Source organism: Candidatus Marimicrobium litorale (assembly GCF_026262645.1).
Classification (GTDB): Bacteria; Pseudomonadota; Gammaproteobacteria; order Pseudomonadales; family Halieaceae; genus Marimicrobium; species Marimicrobium litorale.
The window spans coordinates 1,616,419-1,638,397 of the sequence record NZ_SHNO01000001.1; the positions used below are offsets into that span (position 1 = coordinate 1,616,419).

The following is a 21,979-nucleotide window of genomic DNA, read 5'->3' on the forward strand; positions in this document are numbered from 1 at the left end:
GTTCCTCTTCCTCAGTTGGTATAGCGGGAGGTCAGTCCATTCACCGCCTGGTAAAATTCATTCACAGTATCCTGCACGATCTCGGCTGCGCTCTTTACTTCATCGATACGCCCGACCACCTGGCCGGACAACGGAATCGCCGCCTCCATGTCTCCGCCGAAATAGAGCTCGGGTATCCCCGCCAGATGCTCCATGGCGTTGAACGCACCTAGCGGCTCCAGCATTTCAGTACGATCCGTGCGCAGTGCACGCAGGGCAGGACGCGATTGCTGGTTGAGAAACACCGTATCTGTTTCCTTCGCCGCAACCACCGCCTGCTTCCAGTTGTCATGTACCGGCGAGTCGGAGCAACTGAGCATGCGGGTACCCATTTGCACACCCTCGGCGCCCATGGCAAAGGCACCCGCCATGGAAAGGCCATCACACATGCCACCGGCAGCAACGATCGGCAGGTCTGTCCGGGAGCGGATCAGGGGCAGCAGCACCATGGTCGACACCGGGCTGGGGTTCTTGAAACCGCCGCCCTCTCCGCCTTCAACCACCAGGCCGTCCACACCACAATCGATGGCTTTCAACGCCATCTCCAACGTTGGCACCACATGAAACACCTTGATACCCGCTTCCTGGAATGCCTGTGTGCATACCCTGGGGCTACCCGATGATGTGGTGACAAACTTGATATCCTGCTTGATCACAAAGTCGACAATGTCTGTGCCCTTGACGTAAGACAGAGCCACGTTCATGCCGAAAGGCTTGTCAGTGAGATCGCGCATTTTCGCCACCTCGTTGCGGATATTGTCGAACTCGCCCGAGGCAGTTTCGATCACGCCCAGGCCGCCGGCATTGCTGACCGCCGAGGCCAACTGGGCGCGTGCAATCCAACCCATGGGGGCCTGGATGATGGGATAATCCGTGCCGGTCATTTCGGTCACGCGGTTTTTGATCGGTTGTGGTTTCAAAACAATACTCCTGATAGGAATCGAGAACGGTCAGCTCAATGACAACATGGCTTCAACACCGGTACCCTGCAACAGAGCATCTACGCGCTCGCGATCTTCATCACCGAGGGCGCGGTACTGCTCATTGGTCCACTTAAGGCACTTGGCCTGGTAGGGGAAAGTCTGCTGAGTCCAGGGCGCACCTTCGATCTCGCTTTCCCAGGTTTTTTCGCCAGCCGCAACCGCGCGGGCGTTGGCCAGTTGCGCAGGAACGTAAACGCGCCCGATTTCCCGAAGCAGGCCACGCAGACTCTCGGGCTGGTCCTCCAGCCTGGTCCAGTCTTCATCGCCCGGCTCCAGCCCGCTCTGGTCATACAGTTGATCAACCCACGCCACGGTACGTGGCGACACCTCGTGGGCGATAGCCCTTGGCGTCGGGTCGAAACCGACCAGCTGGGTTAACTGCCCGTGAAGACCGAAATCACCAGCACCGGGCCGATTCCCCAGCATAAATTTCTGGTTGGCGAGATGCGTCTCCATGGCTGCGAGGAAGCGACGATAGCTGGCATCGATTACCGGGGCGGTGGTGTCATTTGAACCCACCACATAAAGACGACCGATCTGGCGGTCCGAAAAAAATTGCTTGAACTGCTCGTGGGCGTCTTTCGGCAGGCTCACCTCCATACCAAGGGGCAGCAAGGTGCCAGCGTTGTCCGCGTCCGTTTTCGGGTACCAACGATAGTGAAACATGTACTTGGTACACCATTCGTCGCCAAAGTCTTCGATCAGGTAATCAACAAAAGCCAGCGCCGGATCTCCCGGCAGCACCGATCGGCCTGGGTGCATTTCCTCCAGGCGACGGATAATGGGCGTGGAATCACATTCGGCCTTGAGGCCGTCATCACCCTCGAACAGGAAGGTGGGCATGAAAATGGGCTTTGGCTTTTCGATGCCAAGGTCATCGCAAACCTGGTCGGGCTGCCCCCATTTCACTGCGTACGGAATTCGCCGATACCGCAATAATGCGACCACCTTTTGCGTATAGGGCGAAGCGGTGGCACCGACTAATTGAACCGGCTTCTGTGTGGCCACGGCAGTACTCCTTTCAGGGTAATTGATTTGTCGCTGTCGCAGCGGATAACAATATTGACATAATTAGTGACATTATGTAAACCTGTCTACAGCCTGCTTAAAACTCGGGACAGACCACAATTTTTCCTTGGTGGCCTGCCCCCGGTTTTATTACTCAAAAGGAAATCACCATGTCCACGCGCTTCAAAATCTGGCTGTTCCCCACCCTGCTCTACGTTGTCTTCATTTACTGGTATACCGACTTCGGCGGCGCCCTGAGCAACACTGAGGTCGATCAATTCATGGCCACCATGAAAACCAACGGCAGTGACGCCGAAGTGATCGCCTTTATTGAAAACTTTGCCCGGCAAGACAGCGGACGCCAGTTCCTGATGGTGAACAATATTGATATGAACGAGAGCCCACCGCATGTCGAAGGCGCCGAGCCCGGAGAAAGCGCCTACGACCTCATGGGGCGCTACATGGAACACATGTTTCCCGCGCTACTGGCCCGCGCCTCCCACCCGGTACTAATGGGCCCTGCTGTCTATCCCGCCATAGACCTGGTCGGCATTGAGGGGGCTGAAAACTGGGACCAGGGCGCATTGTTTCGCTATCGCAGCCGCCGCGCCTTCCTCGAAATCGTCACCAATCCAGCCTTCATGGGAAAACATCATTTCAAGGCCGCGGCGCTGGACAAAACCATCGCCTATCCGATTGAAACTGACCTCTATCTCGGTGACCCCAGGCTACTGCTCGGGCTTATTCTACTGGCAGTGACCGCCTTGATCGACAACCTCAGGATGTCCAAAAACCAGGGACAGACTACTGTTAAATGACCGCAGCATATTTGGGGTCAGAGTAAAAACCAATCTCACGTCCAAAAAGGAACGAGAAATGATCGAATCGTTATTATCCATGCAGGATAAGTTCTGTGTTGTCACCGGTGGCAGCCGGGGACTGGGAGCCTAAATGACACAAGGCTTTCTTGAAGCCTGGGCCAGGCGCGTGCACATCACTGCGCGCAAGCGCGATGCCTGTATCAGTGCTGCAGAAGACCTGAGTCAGTACGGTGGTCTGTCCCCCTTTTATTTTTCGTAGCGCTGCAGTATCTCGGGCAGGGTGCGGCTGATCCGGGTCTGCAGGCGTATCATTTCCAGCTTTGGCCAGGTACAGCGTTCGCCTCCTGAATAAACGCGGTTACTTGCAGGTTAAGCCCTCCTGAGTGGTTGGCGTAAATGAGGATAGCGCTCAACTAGATGGCTATTATTTAACCAGACCGGGATGCCTCGCTGCCGTGTCCGGGCATCGGCTGATCGCCCTCATCATCGACACCAAGATCTAGGCTTTCATTTCGCCCTCTCGTAAGTGTGGGCGGCATCATACGGATTGAGCATGCCCTGACACCCCTACCCCGGTCTGCCAACGTGCACACACGCACAGAGGTTGGCGTCCGAAAATTCTGTAACAGCGTGCGAGAAGAAGCGGATGTGAATCTGCTACAAAGCGTTGCTACAAACCAGGGCGGCTTCAGCTCTCGATGAGCGCTAATATGCTTGTATTTAAGGGGGGTTTGGCGGGGCAGAATATATGGCGGTGGTGGCAGTCTGGGCAGGGATTGTCTCCAGGGAATTTCCCTGAAGACGGGAAATCTACAGGGATTTTATCCACTTGCGCGGCTATTCCAGTACCCACAAGCGCCCTCGCTCTGTGTTTTCTTTAGGTTTTTCCGGAATCTGATGCATTCTCGGGCTGATTAACAGGGAGATATCAGGGAATTCACTCGCATTTAATTCATAGATGGATTCAAACTGGCGATACTTACCAGCTTACAAGTACAAGTGACAGTGTTTGCGCCGAAGTTCAGCGGAACATCGTAGCCAAGGGAATTCTGCAGCTTTAGCAGGTCAGTTCGACATGTAGGCGAACTCGTCTTCCGGCTGATCTTCCTGGGACAGGTCCCGATCTATGTTGGTGGCCTTGGTGGTTATCCAGGGCCAGAGCGGTTCAGCCTGCGCCTCTTGGTGGGTTTGAAGTACACCTCTCAATCGACTTGCCACCTGTGGATGCTTGGCCAGAAGGTCAACCCGCTCGCCTTCTGCGGTGAGATCGAATAACCACTCTTTACGAGGCGGCTGCGGCGTGCGTGCGGGGGCGGGAGGCGCGCTGACCACCAGCTTCCATCGCTCATCCCTTACTGCCTGAGCCGCGCCGCCACTGAAGAACAGATACTCATGCGGCGAGTCCATGGGCTTGCTGCCTGTCACAGAAGGCGTCACATAAGGCATCAGATCGACGCCGTCCATGATGCGGTCAGCCGGCAGATCCACGGATGCTGCCGCAGCCGCAGTGGCGTAAATATCGACGTGGTGAACGGGGGCATCGTAGGCAACACCGGCCGGTAGTTTCGCCGGCCAACGGGCCAAGAACGGGACCCGGATGCCGCCTTCGAACAGGGTAGACTTCCACCCTCGATAAGGGGCATTAATGTCCGGCAAGCCAATGTAACCCGCGCCACCGTTGTCCGAGGTGAATATCACCAGGGTATTGTCATCCAGGCCATTGGTTTTGAGTGCCTCCATGACCCGACCAACACCCCGGTCCAGCGCGCGGATCATCGCTGCATAGACCCGTTCCCGATGGAGCTCGATATGCGAAAGCGCTTCGTAGTCTTCGCGTGACGCCTGTAACGGTGTGTGTGGCGCCCAGTGAGCCAGATACAGCAAAAAGGGGCGATCCTTGTTCGCTTCGATCACCTTCACTGCTTCATCCGTGTAGTAGTCCGTCAGGTATTTCGGCGGTTCGAACCAGGGGCCTCCATTGAAGCTCGCTGCGAAGTCCAGCACCCGCCACAGAAAGCGGTCTATGGGATCGAACTCCTGCCTCGCTTGAATAACGTCCTCATCATCCAGGCGTCCGTACAGACCACTGGCCATCAGGATGCTCTCGGCAAAGCCCTGATCATGTGGGGCCATCCCATTCTCCTCGCCGAGGTGCCACTTGCCTATGTGAGCCGTGTGATATCCCTGATCGGCCAGCAGTTCCGCCAGGGTGATTTCTGACGGGGGCATGCCCAAGCCGCCGAATTCGAGGCTGTCGAGGCTATCGGCTTGCGGATTAGTGAACGCTGGCGGTTGCAATGGCCGATCCATCATGTCGCTGAGCATACCAACAACCGGCTCGAATCCCGGTGGGGTGGGAGTGAACTCGAAGCCGAAGCGAGTCCCGTAGCGGCCCGACATGAGCGCGGCCCGCGACGGTGCGCAGCTCGCGTGAGCGGCGTAACCCTGGGAAAAAATGACACCCTCCGCTGCGAGCGCGTCAATATGGGGTGTCTGGACAGTAGGGTTCGCACCGTTCATCGAGATATCGTTCCACCCCATATCGTCGGCGACAATCAGAACGATGTTGGGTGGACGGTCTACCGGCCCTTTGACAGCGGTAAGGCCCTGGCTATCTGCGCCAGTGGACCACTCAATCTCGATGGTTGGGCCGACTTCGGTCACCACTGACTTCATCAGTGCAACGCCGAACAGTACGAACTCGGCCCGGAATATCCAGCCTATGCCCAGAATCGCCACAAACGTCAGAGTAACTCCGCCAATCCACCTCATGTTGTCAGTCCTGCTTTTGTATCAGCCAACACCTTCATGGTCCAAGCCACTCTCCAATGTCAGTACCTGTACTCTACACCGGAACAATGATGCCCGATGGAACAATTTCGGCCATAGGGCGCCTCATCCTATAACCCGCGCTCTTATAAAACGCAGTACTCACGTGGAGATTCCTTCTCTGACACATGAAGGCACGGATGAAAGGCTCTGGTCAGCAACCTGTAGTCACGCATTGCTTTTCATCATGCTCACATAGGCGGCGGGAAGGTAACGCCTCAGCCGCCAGATTATTCTTTCGCTACAGCGAGTCCCGGCGAGCATGCAGCGCTTACCCTTGCGGGAATCGTCAAAACGGCTGTCGTAGTGCACTTTTCGCTAGCGTGTGTTCCGGCATGAAGTCTGGCAGCTATTTTTCGGCGTCAGGATTATCACTGCGCAGACCTTTGGCTAAAAGGGTGATTGATAGACGATACTTTCTCCGGTATGGGTGTGATTAATACATCCGTGGTAGAGGTCGAATACTTCTTTGCTAGTGGAATTTGTGCGGGCGTCTGACTATCACAGCTCGTCCAAATTGTATTTCTCTATCATGCTATGGCACTGATCCAGCATCTGAGCATCGGTAATTCCGTCTGCGTCCGACACGTCTCTGGAATGCGCTCTGCAGTGCCCATAATCAATCAGCTCCTGCCTCGCCTGTTCGCAGGCTCGGGGTAATCGTATAGCCGATGCCGCGCGAAGCGCCGATGACCAGAGCAACCTTGCCCTCCTGCGAGAGCAAGCTTTGAATATCGAGGCTCTCTCTGACAAAGGTCTTCTACCCGGGAGTTATGGCTTAGTGGGTGACTATTGTGCGTTAGAGACTGAGCTATCGAGATCTATTCGGACAATGTGCATAAACACGGACAAACCACGGTTAATTCGTCAATCGAAATTAATCGGGGCCTACCCTCTGGCTCCTTGAAAAAGCGGGCACTAGCGCTCGCTTGCCGCGGAGAAGCCGCTGACGGGTCGCCCCGCAATGAAGTCATTGATCAATGCTGCCAGCTCGGGGCCCACTTCTTCCTGAACGAAGTGCCCCACCCCCTTGATCATCACCTGCGTAACACCGGGAACGCGGTCGACAAACTGTTGTGCGAAATCTGTCCTGCTTGTAACCGGGTCGGAATCGGTGAACGCGACCAGAAAGGGCTTATTCCATTTTTCATAGACGTCCTGCCACGCCTCTTCATTCTCCCTCAGCTGGGTTGGAATCAGGTAGGGGAAGACTTGAGCACCGGCCTTATAGCGTACATCCGGATAGGGTGCTTCATAGGCTTTTACTACCTCCGGGTCTTGTATATCGCCCAGATATTTCATCACATGGCCTACGTCTAAATCGTCTCCATAGTAGCTGTAGGCTACCCAGTACTGGAACTCACCGGCCTCCACTAGCTCTTCAAAGCTTACCGGTTTGACCCACCAGGCGAGGAACTTGAATCCTGTCTCCATCGCATATGCTCGAAATCCTGTGGCAGCAGGTAGACCCGTATTTGAGATCACCACGCGCGCGAAGCGCTCGGGTTCAGCGGAGACAACTCTAAGCCCCACCAGGCCACCCCAATCCTGCCCAAAGAAAGTCGCTTTCTGAAGATTCAAGCGGCGGACCAGTTCTACCATTGTGTCGATATGGAGTTGGTAGCTGTAGTCGTCCTTTGCGGCTAGCTTATCCGAGCGCCCAAAGCCAATCATGTCGGGTGCGATCACCCGGTGACCCGCCGCAGTCAGTACCGGGATCATTGTCCTGAACAAATAGCTCCAGGTAGGTTCGCCATGCAGAAGAAAAATGGGGTCGCCGTCGCGCGGCCCTTCGTCCAGGTAGTGAACACGCAGGCCATTAATCTGCAGGTAATTTGGCTGAAACGGGTAACCGCTGAGATTCTCGAAGTCGCTGTCAGGCGTACGGAAGACGCCTGGCGCGACTTCATCAGCCTTAACCAGAGGTGCGAGCACGAACAGCAGTGTCACCAGTAAGCGAATCATATTTTCCCCCTGGCCCGTTAGGGTTCGTATTACGAGTTAAGCGGGAGATTACTGTGCTCCCCCGGCCTAAGGCAACAGTGACGTGATCTGAGACCGGCACCCTTTGGTGTCCATGTTGTCACTCACAAATTTTAATATCATAATATATGCTATATTATTGGCTTGATGTAGCGAAATCAAAAAGTGCAGCTATTGCTCTACTGCGCTCGCTGGTATCGCTGCCATACCCTCAAAGAGCTGGACGCCACCGCCGGGCAAAAGTGCGTGTATTCGGAGATCGTTGATGACGCTTTTAGATTATCAACTGCCTCAGACGGTCTATTACGAACATTCAAATTTTCCCTGTGAGTATGGCGCTGGACGCCGTCAGAAACACGCTCGCACGAGCGGGCTAAATATCCAACCTGGAGAGAAGCTTTGCGCCACTACACGGAGACTTGAATCCGTCAAATGGGTCATTTTTTCGTTGAAACAGATACGGTTGAGTCGAATCGGTAGCGCGATCGATTTCCAGTTGATTCGCAGTGCCCTGCGGCTTAGTGTGTGGCGCTTGCGGGCAAGCCTGCAGAACGCAGTAACAACAGAATCACCAGCAGAAATACTGACAGAAATACTCAGCTAAAACAGCAAAAATACCCAACTACACCATTAAACCCGTAACGAGGGAAAACACATGACAATTGATTTTTCGCAACTGTTCAGCATCTCAGGAAAGACCGCGCTGGTAACCGGCGGGTCCCGCGGCATCGGTGAGATGATTGCCGCCGGTTTTCTGGCCAGTGGCTGCAAGGTGTATATCAGTTCGCGCAAGGCGGATGTCTGTGAAGCGACGGCTGCGCGCTTGGCACGGGAGTATGGTGGTGAGTGCATAGCGCTGCCGGCAGACCTGTCCACCGTCGTCGGCGCGCAAGCCTTGGCTGCTGAGCTGGCGAAGCGCGAGCAGCGGCTGGACATTCTAGTTAACAATGCCGGTGCCTCTTGGGGTGCTCCCATCGACGAGTTTCCGGAGAACGGCTGGGACAAGGTGATGGATACCAATGTAAAGGGCGTATTTTTCCTGACCCAGAAGTTGTTGCCACTGTTGCGTGTCGCCGGGGACGCCGACGACCCCGCCCGGGTGATCAATATCGGTTCAGTGGATGGTCTGCAGTCTTCTCAATTTGATGTGTTCAGCTACGGCGCCTCCAAAGCAGCTGTGCATCACCTGACCCGCTTTCTCGCGGCTCACCTGACCCGTGAGAACATCATCTGCAACGCTATTGCCCCTGGCCCATTCCCCACCTGGATGTTGAGCACTGGCGTGGGCTTTGGCGGTGCCACCGAGGACGTAGATTGGGAGAGCGTGGGGAACGCAAACCCCAGGGGACGTGTGGGCACGGCAGAAGACATAGCCGGCCTGGCCATCTATCTCTGTTCGCGCGCGGGAGCCTACGTGGTGGGCGAAACCATTTGCTGTGATGGTGGTTCAGTAAACACCGCTTGAGGAGAGAGGAAGGAAATTTGGTCTTTGCCAGTAGCGCGGCAATCGACTGGGTAGCGGCGCTGGAAATGTTCTCACTCGCAGAGAAAATCGGCTTTGAATCGGCCATTTACTGCTGGCGATAACGGTTAGGCGTGATCCCATTCCAGCGCACAAATGCTCGGCGAAAGCTCACCGTCTCGGAATAGTCCAGCAGGTGTGCGATGTCGGCGATGGTCAACTCGGTCTTGGCTAGATACTCTCTGGCAAGCAAATCCCTGATTTCGTCGAAGGCAGATCTAAAACTGGTCGATTCAGCCTCCAGCCGGCGCCTCAATGTACGCTCGCTGACGTGCAGGCGCTTGGCTACCTGTGCGATATCGAGGAAGTGTCCTGCGGATTCAATGAGCAACTGCCGCACAACGGCGGTAGTCTCCAGCGCGCTGTCCAGCCCGCGCAACCTCTCCTCGCATTGTTGCTGAAAGAGCACATGTTGTGTCCGGTTTGCCGTTCTAACAGGTGTGTTCAAAACCTGCGCCGGGAGAATTAACTGACTGAATTCACAGTCGAACGTCACAGGTATGTTAAACGCGTCTTTGTAAGAGGCCGCATGTGCAGGCCTGGGGTAGCTCAGCTGTATCTCAACGCCCTCCGCGCGCCCTACTGTGCTTCCATGCAGCGATCTTCCAACAGCAATCAGATTTGAGAAAACCAGCTCAGTCACCAATTGCTGCTGTGCAGCAGTGCCTATCGATACTGCAGCGCGTAGCGACAAACCCCTATCATGCTCATGCTCATGCGCAGTCCAGCTAGGCTGAAAAAATACCTGCCCATATCGAAGTAACAGTCGAAGGGCCTCACGCTGGTTCGCAGAGCTCATCAAAGCAAATCCAAAAATACCGAAACTGGCTATGTCGAACTGTTGCCCCACACGGAGCATCAGGCTGGAATCTTGGGTAAGGTCGACCGCGGCTTCGAGCAAAATCAACCGGTCGGCAGCTGAACTAACATCTTGGATGGCAGGGGAAGCGACGACACCTCGCCGGGCGAGTTCAGCGACCAATTTCGCAGGGCTGATCCCAGCCTCCTCCAGCAGGTGCCGCAGCTCCACTATAAATGCGTGATGTGCTTGATCCACTTTCATCGGCTGTAGACGCCGCCGGCAGTGCGAAGGCGCTCCAAAAGATCTCTAAGCAAGCAATGACCAAAACAAGATTGGCCGAATATGCTCCCATGAAATACTAGTTGCTCAATATAATCAAGTCCCCAGATCGCTGAAACGCAGCGGTAACGACACCCACAGAGATTGATTGATATGAAGCTCGCCCGAGCCCTGCAGTTATTGTCGAGACCAAAGCTGTTGTTGAAAATCAAGAATTCGAAGTCAGCGGACACCGGCAGTCCTTTTGTAAAAAGTTACAAGGACTTGATGAAAGGCGGTAGGCCGACCGCCGATTTTTACAATGCCGAAATGCTGAACCTGTTTTGGGAAACGAGCCCGGAGGCGATTGCAACGTTGTTGCCGCCCCCGCTACAACCCGCTTCAAAACCGGTGGTAGCTGCGTTTATTGCCCATTATCCCGAGACGAACTTTAGTGTTCCGTATCACGAATCCGCCGTTCTCATAAGAGCAAGCTATAAGGGTGAGGAAGGCTGGTATTGCCTGTCCATGCCAGTCACCGATGACATGGCGATGGCAGGTGGACGAGAAGGTTGGGGCTACCCGAAGAAAATGGCAGACATTTCGTTTTCACGCGAAGACGATACGGTAACCGGATATACAGAGCGCCACGGCATTAAATTTATGCAGGTGAAAGCGAGGCTTTCGGGCAAGGTGAATAACGACAATGCGGCGTTGGATGAGATTCGCGCGCTGGGCGTTAATGCCGAGGGCTTTTCTGATAAGAGTTTCTTGTTTAAACACTCTCCCTCGCCGGTGAAATCTGGAGTATTTGACTACCCTCCCCTGTTGGTTGAAGGCGTGACGCGCTTCAGGCCAAAGACATTTACATGGGCAGAGACGGAAATCGATCTCACGGAGTCAGCGTATGATCCGTGGAATGAAGTCCCTGTTAAGCGCATGTTGGGCGGATTTTATACGGTTGGTGATAACTCGATGCTACACGGGCGCGTACTGCAAAAAGTAAACGAACTTGAATTCCTCCCTTACGCCTTTTTGAAGTGGGAGTTTGACCAGAACAGACCTTGAAGCAGGTCTTGAAACTAATCTTGAAAAAAGCGATGAAGACCAGTGTATTTTTTAAATGCCAGGCAGCTTGTCGAGTCGACAGTAACCTTTTACCCATGAATTGATACGGGATTTGATTCACATGACAAAGAGCAAATTCAGAAGCAAGAAAGTTTTCGTTCTCATAATAGTTGCCGCGATAAGCGTCGCCTTAATGTGGGCGTTCTTTGACGACACTCGCCCACACAATCCCAAGGTGTTTGGCCCACCAGCAAAAACCGAATGGAAACCCATTGGTGCACGGTCAGCCGGGCAGCATAGCTACGATATCATTCCGGAGCCCACCACCTGGCATGCTATTCATGTGGATGTAAGCAACGCCGACAGTGTCTGGGGCGTCGCTGCCCCCATGTTCGAGCTCGACTGGGTAGCGGAGCCGGCCTACTTCGTAGGTAGCGGTCCACTACTGGATAACCAGGGGAACCTTTACTTCAGCGCAAATTTTTATCACGGTGAGCGTGTTGATCTGGTGGCAATTGATGCCAAGACTGGCGCGAGGCGCTGGACGCTGCCAGAGATAGGTAAGATGTCAGCGGGTGGCCCAATCATACTCAATGATCCTGATAATCCAGGAGCCCAAATTATCTATCTTGCGGGCCCCGAACAAATCACGGCTGTGCGGCAAGACGGCTCCATACTATGGAAGAAAGCCACAGGCATTAAGATCGCGAATGCCGAGGACCCGGACACAACCAAATTCCAAAACTTTAATTACCACCCAGCTACCGATTCACTGGTTACGGCAACCAAATCGGGAGCACTGCACGCGTTCAGCCGCAAGACCGGCGAGATCGTGGCGCCCGCTGGCCAACTACCGGGAGCACCGGCCATCAGCGGCAATCGCACCAGCATACCGGGTTTTATTGTCAATAGAGTCGACCCACTGATGGATAAAGCGTTTGGAAAAACGGCTGACGGTTTGAGTTTATTTTCTTCTGCGGTGAACTATATCTATGGTGGTGGCGGAGTCATAACTAATTATTTCAGTATCGACCCTGATAGCAGTCGTATCTATATCGCAGCAACGGCGCCGGACGCAGAAGATGGCACCGAAGATGGTCGCTCGGAAATCGGCGCCATTTACTCGTTAACCCTGCAGGATAACGGTAACGGAGGCCTTGAATTCGAAGTGCTGAACCGCAACACGTTTCAAGGGGGTACAGGCTCGACGCCGGCACTCAGCGCTGATGGCAGTCGGGTCTATGTTTCTGATAATGAAGGACATGTGATCGCACTGGATCATGAATTAAACGAGGTGTGGCGTGTCGATGTGGGCGAACCCCTGGTCGGTTCGATTACCGTCGCCCCTGACAACAACGAAATCTACGCTGTCACCGCCAAAGACGTTTTCCAGTTAATTGACCGCGGCGATCACGGCACTTTGACCTGGACTGCTGAGCTAAACGGTTTTGATGGCTATGCCAATGTCGATGTGCAATCCAATGGATTAACCGCGACGGTCACCGCTAATGGTGTGGTGGTTATGATTGGTGGGGGTAAAGAAATTATCGGCAGGACGGTCATGCTCCATGTAGGCATGGGGCTGCTGGATCGTCAAACGGGCCGGCTTCGCTACTTTACCGAGGGCCGGGAGGATTCGCTAGCCATGAGTGTGGTCGCGGCTGATGGCAGTATTTATGTTGGCCACTCCCCGCTAAGGCGCGCCGTTGGCAAAGCCTTCTATCCTGACTTAACACAGGATGTTATCGGCGGTGTAGCACGCTTTAAGCCTGTCCGCCTGGATCTTTTGGCACGTGATGCCCTCTGTGCCGCTGGAGCACGCGCTGTTAATGCCAACACGCTGAATCAGGTTGCCGAGGCCGCTGCAGTGAGCACTGATATTCGCCAGATAGCTTTTTTGATCACACAGGCTGAGAGCGCGATCGAACAGGCAGTCAGTGATAGCGATATGCCACAGGCTGATGCCAACCCACTGCGCGATCTACTGGCGCAAAGTTCGGCCAGCTTGGCTACAGGCGACTTGATCGAGTCAGCCACTGCTTTGACGTCGGCCTGTGCGATGTTCGACTGACGTTGAAATGATTTGATAATACCGGTGAGAACGTGATGTTTCTCTCACGCTGACAACGCAATCAGATTGGGCAGACCCAATTAGTCTATTTCAAGGCCTTGTAAGATTGAATGGAGAAAGAGATGGCAACACAACCCAGAAAGGAACAAATAGCGGCCCTGCTAGCCAATGATAAAGAGGGGCCGATTCGCATGCTAAATCTGCTCAAATTCAGAGCGGTTGCCAAATATAGTGAGGGCACTGAGGCGGCGCTCTCGGGGGCTGAAGCCTACCAGCGGTATGCCGCGGAAGTCGTTCCAATCATCCATAAGACGGGTGGGGAGATTGTTTTTAACGGCCAGGCCAATACGCTGGTGATCGGTGATGGCGAGCTCCAATGGGATATGGTTTCCATCGTTCAATACCCTTCGGTGGCAGCATTCATTGCGATGACATCCAGTGACGAGTACCAGAAAATTCATATTCACCGAGATGCCGGCCTGGAGCATCAATTACTCGTGGAGTGCTAGAGAACTGCGCTAATACGCCGCGATCGGAACCAGCTACAGGAATAGTCCGCAAAGCCTGCTCAAAACACATTGTTAAGCGCAACTGTGCTGCGAATTTTATGGCGAAGTTTCAAGGGTCACCGCCCTCTGGTAGGTATTGGTCAGTTCGTCTTGCACGATAGTTGCAATTCCCTCGACATCTTCAACGAAAAGGTGTTCTTCCAGCACCCTTGCTGTAAACGTCCAACCTTCAGGCAACGCTAAACGACTTCCCAGCTCGGACAAGCTGTCGGAGGTCTGGGTGTCATCAACAATATGGCTGTAAGACTGCATGACATACTCCCGGCCGGCGGGGCCACTTAACTGATAAATCTCTGAGCCCTCATTAAAGGTAAATAGCGTATCACGCGCCACAGAGCGCTCGGAGTACTTACCCGTAGAAGGCGTAGCGCCAAGTAATACCTGCGCGGCTAATCCCATTTCCAAGGCATCGAAAAAACGAATTTCTTCATAACTGCCCCTGTTACTCAACAATTCATCCATCAACCAAAAACGTGGGCCATTCTTTGTGACTCCGGCTACACCCAACTCATCGGCATAACGCTGCAAGTCATCTTCATCGACAGCATCCCAATCCTGAGCCGGGCAGTCATTCAGTCCGAAGCTGTTATACGCCGTGGCAATGATTCCTTCGGCAGTGAGCTCTATCGCCAGGAACTCACAGTAGCGGACGTCGCGAACCGAATCTGAAGGGTTATCTGTATCCGGGCTCCCATCATTGCTGTCACTGCACCCTGCTAGCAACACGAGGGGAATCGCTAGCATTGAAAGTACTATTTTTTTCATCTCCTCCACATTTCCTATTTTATTGAGCCCGCATTTCGATGCAGTAAAATAGAAAAATCAGAAATCTACCTGTCAGCTAGGTGACAGCTACAAGAAAAACCCAGGTCACTGTCATGCGGCTTTAGTAGTTACCGACCTTGTCACTCAGGTGACTCAATGGCAGCTCCTAGGGAGCTGTTGATTTGGATTCAACAAAGAGCCTCTTGACAGAGGGTATGTGGTATTGACCGTCAGCAAAGTTAACAATACCTTCATCATTCCACTGACGAAAAACCCGGTTCACCTGCTGTCTCGAGCCGCTGACTAGTTTGGCAAAATCGCTCTGGGATAGGGTTGTTTCCAAATAGGCAGCACGCCCTTCCCGGCGACCATCTAGCACTATCAGCATGAGTAACCGGTTCGCCAATCGGGCTTTTAGTGGGAAGAAAAGCATGGATGCCATCAGGTTGCACAGCAGACGAACGTAAAGAGATTGCTCGGCGAAAAGGTTTTTGTATATCCGGGGAAACTTCTCGGCCGTTTCCCTCACGACTGACGCTGGAATTTCAACGATTTCAGTATCAACCAGAGCTAGTGCATCAGCGGTTCTCGGGGCGTTCTCGGTCAGAGAAGTCCCGCCGAACCACCTCCCTTTGGTCACATCCATTATTATGAATTCATCACCGGTTTCCGCTGGAATGGTCAAGCGCACTTGCCCGGACAGTAGACCATAGAAGCGACTAGAGGGGTCTCCAAGGCGGAAGATGTGACTTTTGCGAGAGTCTGATCTGAATGTGGCATGCTCCAACATGCCATCCAGAGCTTCATCGCTGACTTTGCGAGCCCAGCGTGCTTTTTTAAGTGAAGATTTTGCTTCTTTTATTTTTTCCATGGCCAGCGCATTTTACGAAGCTGTCATCCAGGTGACAAGACAGCTGCTGCTCAACCTGTGCCTGGCGAATTGGTAACTTTCTAGGGAAATACCAATCTCAGTACCAGCGGGCGTTAACAACTGTAATAATGGGTATCAAAGACTCTGACCCCTTGATCTTACCTCTTGATCTTCAATTGGATCGCAATATGACGTTCTTCACTAAGCTCATTTCCGCACTGACCATCATGCCTACAGTGTGCCTCCTTCTCGCATGCTCCGACAATAACGATCTAGCGTTAGAGGAAGCTCAATCCAAAATCCTCTCTGCCTACCACGGGCTCGACGCCCTGCCTGCAGGAGCGGGTGTACTTTGCCCCATTGCAGTTGAGGGCGAAGACGGAATGCCCGTGGTATTCAGCGTGCAAATTGATTTGAATAGCGTGATGGCGGACGTATTCCAGGTGGAAACGGCATCGGGAGAAATGGTGACGCCCATTTGTGCCACACTTGCTCCAGCAATCGAAATACTGGAGCAGCGTACCGTATTACTCGTTGGCTCTTTCGGCACTCGTAATGCTCCGCCGCTCGCCGTGGAAGTGGTTGGTGCTCTGGAAGATATAAATGGTCAGTCGCTTCAAGGTGAACGGTTCACCAACATCACGCCGCTCGAAGCAGGCCCAAGCTTGGTGTTAGCTGAGCGATTTGAAGTTGATGCACCAGGGCTTGTAGGAGACTGTCCTACCGCCACGCAGCAAGTCTTGCAAATTACTTGGGAAGGTGGCGTATCTGGCCCAATGGGTTCTAGACTGGGGGAGCCTCAGCGCCTTGGTATATCCGTGCGACTTCAAGACGGCCAGACCGTTACCCCTATCGCGTTAGCGGATGATGACCCGGATAATCATGTACTGGTCTGTTTGGACGTAGCAACCGCAGCTGTTTCCGTTGCCGTTGCACCAGGACTTTTCCACGACCCGGGTGACGACTCTAATCCTGACACAAGAATCGATGTTAATCCTGGTTAACCGGGGACAGACTCATTTTTCTTCTTAATGTTGATAGAAAGGTGCCGAAAATAAATCTGTCCCCTTAATGCTTAATGCCCCAGTAAGATCGACATCCAATTCTTCCGCCAACTCCTTTTGATACAGCAATGCCATGGGCACTCCACCGAGCCCGGTCGACGTACTGAGTCAAGACCCCCACTAGTGACTGGCGAAATCGCCATTAGAGACAACTGGCGATTCAGGACCTGACAGCCCCGTCTCCCAGTCACCGTTACGCCAATCCCAGAAATGCAAAAACCCGCTGAATAGCGGGCTTTGCGGGGGTTCTGCGGTCAGTCTCTGTTTAAAGTCTCTGATCCGCAGACTGCATGGCGGTGGAGGCAGTCAGAGCAGGGATCGTCTCCAGAAAATTCCCTGAAAACGGGAAATCTACAGGGAAATATCCAGACTGCGGGCCTGCATTCAACCCAGTGACTGCCCTACCCCTCTGTTTCTATTGTATTTCCTCTCTCATCACAGATCCCTCGGCCAGATTAACAGGGAAATATCAGGGAATACGCATAAGCAGGGTTAAGTTAAATATCCCCCAGCATTCTAACCAAATTTGCCTGACTGAATTGCGAATTCGCCAGAGACACCTGCCGAAAACCTCTCTTGCCCCCGCTCTGAACATATGTTCTAATCATCCGTTCTGAACATATGTTCAGAACAGATATCGGAGCCTGCAGTATTGAGCACAGCTAATGTCGAGGAACGACCCCAAGAGTTGAGCCAGGGGCAAAATACTCGTGAGCGTCTGATGGATGCTGCGGAGTCGTTGATGGCTGAAAACGGCCTGGATGTGGTTTCGGTGCGCAGTATCAACAAGGCCGCGGGTACCAGCGTCGGCGTGATGCACTACCATTTCCGCTCCAAAGAAGAGCTGATCGAGGCCATCGTACTGCGGCGGATGGAAGTATTGCAGGAGGCCCGCCTTGAGCGTTACACCGAGCTGTTGAAGACGGATCAGCCAACAGTCGAAGAGGTGGTCGAGGCGATGGTTGCACCCTATGCCGCCATGGCCATCTCCGATGACAGGACCGAGCGACAATACATTCGCTTCATGGATCGGCTGTTTGTTGCGCGCTCCCCGGTTCTCGATGACCTGGTGGTCAAGCACTTCGGGCGAGTGAACCGCAGGCTCTTCGTGCTTATGAAGCGAGCATTACCGGAGCTGTCTGACTCGGTACTGACCGCCCGTTCACATCAGGCGTTTCTCGCGCTGACCTCCACGTTGGCAGAAATTGCCGCCCGGGGAGATGCCCACAGGGCGTGGCAACAGGCCGTACTGCATCCTGAACAACAAATACAAGCATTGATCGATTTTATTGTCGGGGGACTAAAGGCCACCAGTCACGTGGTGGAAGCCATTAATTAGTATTCGAAGGTACATTCCTATGATCACATTCAGAAAATTGACAGTAGCCTGCGCTGTCTCATGGCTGCTGGGCCCGGCGCTGGCGTCTGCGCAAGTCGCATCCTGCCCGGCCCTTCCGGCCTACGACTGTAATCGCGGTGACGCGGGCCTGCTGCAACTGCAGGATTCGAACCCCACCGCACCGTTCGTCTGGACCCTGAACCAGGGTGAGGCGAACGACCTTGCCGATTTCGGCGACCCCAAGACTACCACCGGCTACGCCGTATGTGGTTACGCGGGGACCCATAGCGATCTCGTGTTCGAGGCCTCGATCCCGGCTGATGCCACCTCCTGGGCACCACTGACTGCTCCGGCTTCCGGGTGGCAGTACTCCAATACCCTGACGCCCTCCGACGGCATTCACCAGATTGACCTTGTTGCCGGTGCCGAGGGTCAGGCGTCCATAGGCGTGATGGGCGGGGGCGCCGGTCTTCCGGCACTGCCGCACAACCCGGACTATCCGGTGCGCTTCCAACTCATCAATAACGAGACCGGGGTATGCTGGGAAGACAGCTTCGACGGGGTAGACATTCTGGTCGACACGGCGACCGAATTGCACTTGGCGTCCGGGCCCGAGGACCCTAACGCACCGCTGGCCGTTTATCGACAGCGGGTTCCCATCCCGAAGCTCTCGGCCGCGGACCTCGGAGTTCCCAGTTACACTGGTGCACAGGCCGCAGCAGACCCGATTGCGCCCCTGTTGATACCCGACCACCCTTTCCTCAACAACGAGGGCGATTCGCGCATCCACAATGACCATTACAGCTCCGGCGTTTACAACCGTGCCGGTCCACTGGGCAAGACTATTCTGGGGCTGGGGACCACTCTTGCGATAACCAGCTCGGATCTCAAGCTGGCGCCGGATGATCTCGCCTATATTTGTGCGATGAGTGCCTTCACTGAAGATGGATATCCGATTTCAACGTGCTTTACCTTTGGTGCGGCGGGTGGAAGCGCCCGGCTCAATATGTTCCATCCGACGACGTTGGACGTACTCGCGGAAGTGGAGACCGCCCCGCGCGGTTTTGTACAGGGGCCAGGCGGTGGTGCGTACTTCAGTATCCTGCATGATGGCCGCATTCTGGTCGGTCCGCCCACCAATGCAGTGGAAGTCTGGGCGGTCGAGGTCAACGGTGGCACCGCCAACTTCGTACGTTACGAGTCCTTTGACGTCAGTGGACAGGTGGTTGGGGGCGGCCTGCTTCCCGACACAGTGGTCGACTTCGAGGGGCGCCTATGGTGGGTGGCCTCCTCTGGCGAAATCGGTTATGTCGATCCCGACACCGGCCAGGTTTACGCGTCGACTACCGGGGAATCGCTGCAGAACTCTCTCTCCGTTGATGAGACAGGCGTCTACGTCGTAACTTACGAGTCGTTGCAGAAGTTCTCGGTGGATGAGCCCACTGGCGAAGTTGTGCAGGTCTGGCGCACACCCTACGACAACACCGGGCCAGGCATCATCCAGCCAGGTTCCGGTACCACTCCGACACTGTTTGGTCTGGCGGATGATTTGGTGGGTATTGCTGACACCGCAATACCGCGGGTTAATGCCATGGTGTACGACCGTACCGATGGAGCAGTAGTGTGCCAGGTGCCGCTGTTCAGGGATGACGAGAGTGGTGCCGAAAACAGCTTCATCGGTTATGGCGATGATTTCGTCGTAGTCAACAACGGGGGTTTCACCGGTCCTTTTAATCCCCAGCGAACAATATATCCCGGAATGGAGCGCCACAAGGTTCAAGCGTCCCGCACGGGTTGTGACCCGGTCTGGATCAACCAAGACAATATTGCGAACAGCGCACAGTTGTCCACGACAAACGGCATCATTTACGGGTATGCCACTGATCCGGATGTTGCAGATAACGATGTGCACTATCTTACTGCAACTGACTGGGATACCGGCCAAGAACTATTTCGCAGTTACGTAGGTAACGACGGTCCCTACAACGCCATTACAGGCCAGTTCCACATTGGCCCCGATGGCTCGGCGTATGTAGGAACGGTCAGCGGTATAACCCGGGTCGCTGACGCACCTCCCGGCTGCTAGCGTTATCACAACATTCACACCTCACCCGAATAATCTGCCCAGCCCTCCCCGGAGGGCACACTGATTCAAACTACATATTTGGAGGTAGCTATGCTGGACTCTTCTTTTTTACGCAATAGCCTGGTCGTGGTTTCCGCCACCATGGTTTCCGCCGCCGTACTGGCCAGTAGCGTGCCACCGCCGGCTAACCCTTTCTTCGCGGATTCAAACGTGCCCATTGGCCACGGCAACTCCGCGCAGACAGACTCTATCAATGTTGCGGGCCCGGCCGGCCCGACGGAGATCATCCTCCCGCAAACGGGAGACGTGACCTACCAGCACCTCGGTCCGGGTCACTTCGGTATCGCCATCTCCCCCGTTTACCCCAACGGCAAACGCGCGATATGGAGTAACGGCGGCGACCGCATCTCCAAGCTCGACTATGATTCACTCACTGTCATCAGTGAATATGCGCTCAAGCCGAGCCTCCAAACATCCGCCGAGGCCGATGCCGACATCGCAATGCTGGACAGCCTGAGCGGCTCGGACCTGGCCTTTGGCAGTATACCACTGGCGGCCCAGTACCTGACTGGACTCGCTGGCGTCTACTACCTGCTCGACTCGAACAACACCCTGTTCGTGGGTGCCTCCGACTCTATCATCGCCTACGGTGACGTGGACGACGCCCCGACAGACCACAACTCCGCGATCACCAAGACGGGTGAGTGGTTCAAGCCTGCTGGAATCGGCGGTACCTTCGCCGGCGCCAACCTGATGTTCGACGGGCGCATCTGCATGGTCACCAACGAGGGCTGGATCGTTATTCTCGAACGTGACTTCTCTAGCTATAAAGCCATCCAATTGCCGGGCGGGGAAGATGCTGCCGCGCATAACCAGATGATGCTTGACAACGGCGTTCGCCCCGGAGCCGGAGACTGGGTAAGGAATGCGCCCGCGGTCGATAAAAACGGCGGTATTTACGTACCCTCCTTCGAAACCATGCACAAGGTCGTGTGGGACGGCACCAACCTCTCCATCGGCGAGGCAGACGGCGCATGGCACGCGCCCTACAGTAACACCAGCGGACTCGGCTCCGGTGCGACAGCGTCACTGCTGGGATACGGCCCGGATGAGGACCACCTGGTGGTCATTACCGACGGCGACACTGTGATGAATGTAGAAACATTCTGGCGCGGTAACATTCCGGCGGGTTGGACAGCTCCCACGGGCGCACTCAGCAACCGGACGGCGGGCAAGATCCGCGTAGATATGGGTGACCCCAACATCGCGGCAATCCAGTCGCAGCAATCGGTAGTTGTTGGAGGCACTGGTATTTTGGTCGTCAATAATGAGCCTGCCAGCATCCCGAATGGCTGGCCCGCGGCAGCAACGACGCTTTTAGTCGGATATGCCGGTAACGATCCGCTGTTCAAACCCAGCGGCGTACAAAAGTTTAACTGGGACATGGTCAATGACACGCTGACCGAGGACTGGGTGAATTCGGAAGTCTCCTCCGTAAACGCTGTGCCCATCGTATCGACTGCGAGCGATATCGTTTACACCGTAGGCGCTCGCAATGGAAACTGGACCGTGGAAGCCGTGGATTGGACGACTGGCGATTCGGTGTTCACCTACACTACCATCTCAGCCCGGTACAACACCCTGTTTTCCGGTATGAACCTTGACCAGGATGGCAGGATCATCCACACAACTGCCTTCGGTATTGCGCGCTACGAGCGGTTACCGGGAGTCACATCACCACCGCCGGGCTGCTGAGTCGGCGGCACCTGACGAATAATAGGTACTGACAAGTTAAGTGTTAGAGGCGGCGAAAATCCGATCGGTGACTATCAGGCCACCGCTCTTTCGACCGGTCGGTCAAGGCGCTTTAGGAAGCGCTACTGAAATCCCTCCAATGGAAT

17 protein-coding genes are annotated in these 21,979 nt (G+C 54.6%); 10 read left to right on the forward strand and 7 right to left on the reverse strand.

Features of this window, described 5'->3' with window-relative positions; translation table 11 throughout:
- Positions 1-11 precede the first annotated feature (11 nt).
- Positions 12-959, reverse strand: coding sequence for an NAD(P)H-dependent flavin oxidoreductase (locus tag EYC82_RS07200; protein WP_279248864.1), 948 nt, complete (start codon positions 957-959; stop codon positions 12-14).
- Positions 960-989: 30 nt separating this feature from the next.
- Positions 990-2,030 carry a glutathione S-transferase N-terminal domain-containing protein gene (locus EYC82_RS07205; RefSeq protein WP_279248865.1) on the reverse strand — a complete coding sequence of 347 codons (1,041 nt, stop codon included), beginning with the start codon at positions 2,028-2,030 and terminating at the stop codon, positions 990-992.
- Between the two features lie 170 nt (positions 2,031-2,200).
- On the opposite strand from EYC82_RS07205, the gene EYC82_RS07210 reads away from it, so the two are divergent.
- Entirely contained in the window at positions 2,201-2,848 is a 648-nt protein-coding gene (locus EYC82_RS07210; RefSeq protein WP_279248866.1) for a hypothetical protein, read from the forward strand.
- A 133-nt stretch (positions 2,849-2,981) separates the two neighbouring features.
- On the forward strand, positions 2,982-3,110 hold the full coding sequence (locus EYC82_RS07215; protein ID WP_279248867.1) for a hypothetical protein: 129 nt from the start codon (positions 2,982-2,984) through the stop codon (positions 3,108-3,110).
- Positions 3,111-3,916: 806 nt separating this feature from the next.
- On the opposite strand, the gene EYC82_RS07220 is transcribed toward EYC82_RS07215, so the two are convergent.
- A complete protein-coding gene (locus EYC82_RS07220) occupies positions 3,917-5,623 on the reverse strand; it encodes a sulfatase-like hydrolase/transferase (protein WP_279248868.1) in 1,707 nt (568 codons plus the stop codon).
- A 975-nt stretch (positions 5,624-6,598) separates the two neighbouring features.
- Positions 6,599-7,645: a haloalkane dehalogenase gene (locus EYC82_RS07225; RefSeq protein WP_279248869.1), complete on the reverse strand. Its 1,047-nt coding sequence runs from the start codon at positions 7,643-7,645 to the stop codon at positions 6,599-6,601.
- A gap of 673 nt (positions 7,646-8,318) precedes the next feature.
- On the opposite strand from EYC82_RS07225, the gene EYC82_RS07230 reads away from it, so the two are divergent.
- A complete protein-coding gene (locus tag EYC82_RS07230) occupies positions 8,319-9,128 on the forward strand; it encodes an SDR family oxidoreductase (RefSeq protein WP_341475052.1) in 810 nt (269 codons plus the stop codon).
- A 106-nt stretch (positions 9,129-9,234) separates the two neighbouring features.
- On the opposite strand, the gene EYC82_RS07235 is transcribed toward EYC82_RS07230, so the two are convergent.
- Positions 9,235-10,248 carry an AraC family transcriptional regulator gene (locus tag EYC82_RS07235; RefSeq protein WP_279248870.1) on the reverse strand — a complete coding sequence of 338 codons (1,014 nt, stop codon included), beginning with the start codon at positions 10,246-10,248 and terminating at the stop codon, positions 9,235-9,237.
- Between the two features lie 171 nt (positions 10,249-10,419).
- Between EYC82_RS07235 and EYC82_RS07240 the strand changes: the two genes are divergently transcribed.
- The 3 genes from EYC82_RS07240 to EYC82_RS07250 all read left to right on the forward strand — a co-directional run bounded on the left by EYC82_RS07240 (position 10,420) and on the right by EYC82_RS07250 (position 13,893).
- Positions 10,420-11,313, forward strand: coding sequence for an acetoacetate decarboxylase family protein (locus EYC82_RS07240; RefSeq protein WP_279248871.1), 894 nt, complete (start codon positions 10,420-10,422; stop codon positions 11,311-11,313).
- 121 nt (positions 11,314-11,434) lie between these two features.
- A complete protein-coding gene (locus tag EYC82_RS07245; protein WP_279248872.1) occupies positions 11,435-13,384 on the forward strand; it encodes an outer membrane protein assembly factor BamB family protein in 1,950 nt (649 codons plus the stop codon).
- 122 nt (positions 13,385-13,506) lie between these two features.
- On the forward strand, positions 13,507-13,893 hold the full coding sequence (locus EYC82_RS07250) for a DUF1330 domain-containing protein (RefSeq protein ID WP_279248873.1): 387 nt from the start codon (positions 13,507-13,509) through the stop codon (positions 13,891-13,893).
- A 96-nt stretch (positions 13,894-13,989) separates the two neighbouring features.
- Here EYC82_RS07250 and EYC82_RS07255 read toward each other — a convergent pair whose 3' ends face one another.
- Positions 13,990-14,718 (reverse strand): hypothetical protein, encoded by a 729-nt coding sequence (locus EYC82_RS07255; protein ID WP_279248874.1) that lies wholly within the window; start codon positions 14,716-14,718, stop codon positions 13,990-13,992.
- Between the two features lie 166 nt (positions 14,719-14,884).
- Positions 14,885-15,589: a Crp/Fnr family transcriptional regulator gene (locus tag EYC82_RS07260; RefSeq protein ID WP_279248875.1), complete on the reverse strand. Its 705-nt coding sequence runs from the start codon at positions 15,587-15,589 to the stop codon at positions 14,885-14,887.
- A 188-nt stretch (positions 15,590-15,777) separates the two neighbouring features.
- On the opposite strand from EYC82_RS07260, the gene EYC82_RS07265 reads away from it, so the two are divergent.
- The 4 genes from EYC82_RS07265 (at position 15,778) to EYC82_RS07280 (ending at position 21,833) form a co-directional block, all read left to right on the forward strand.
- Positions 15,778-16,593, forward strand: a complete 816-nt coding sequence (locus EYC82_RS07265; RefSeq protein ID WP_279248876.1) for a hypothetical protein — start codon at positions 15,778-15,780, stop codon at positions 16,591-16,593.
- 712 nt (positions 16,594-17,305) lie between these two features.
- Entirely contained in the window at positions 17,306-17,992 is a 687-nt protein-coding gene (locus tag EYC82_RS07270) for a TetR/AcrR family transcriptional regulator (protein WP_279248877.1), read from the forward strand.
- A gap of 19 nt (positions 17,993-18,011) precedes the next feature.
- Positions 18,012-20,078: a hypothetical protein gene (locus tag EYC82_RS07275; RefSeq protein WP_279248878.1), complete on the forward strand. Its 2,067-nt coding sequence runs from the start codon at positions 18,012-18,014 to the stop codon at positions 20,076-20,078.
- A 90-nt stretch (positions 20,079-20,168) separates the two neighbouring features.
- Positions 20,169-21,833 (forward strand): hypothetical protein, encoded by a 1,665-nt coding sequence (locus tag EYC82_RS07280; RefSeq protein ID WP_279248879.1) that lies wholly within the window; start codon positions 20,169-20,171, stop codon positions 21,831-21,833.
- Positions 21,834-21,979 lie beyond the last annotated feature (146 nt).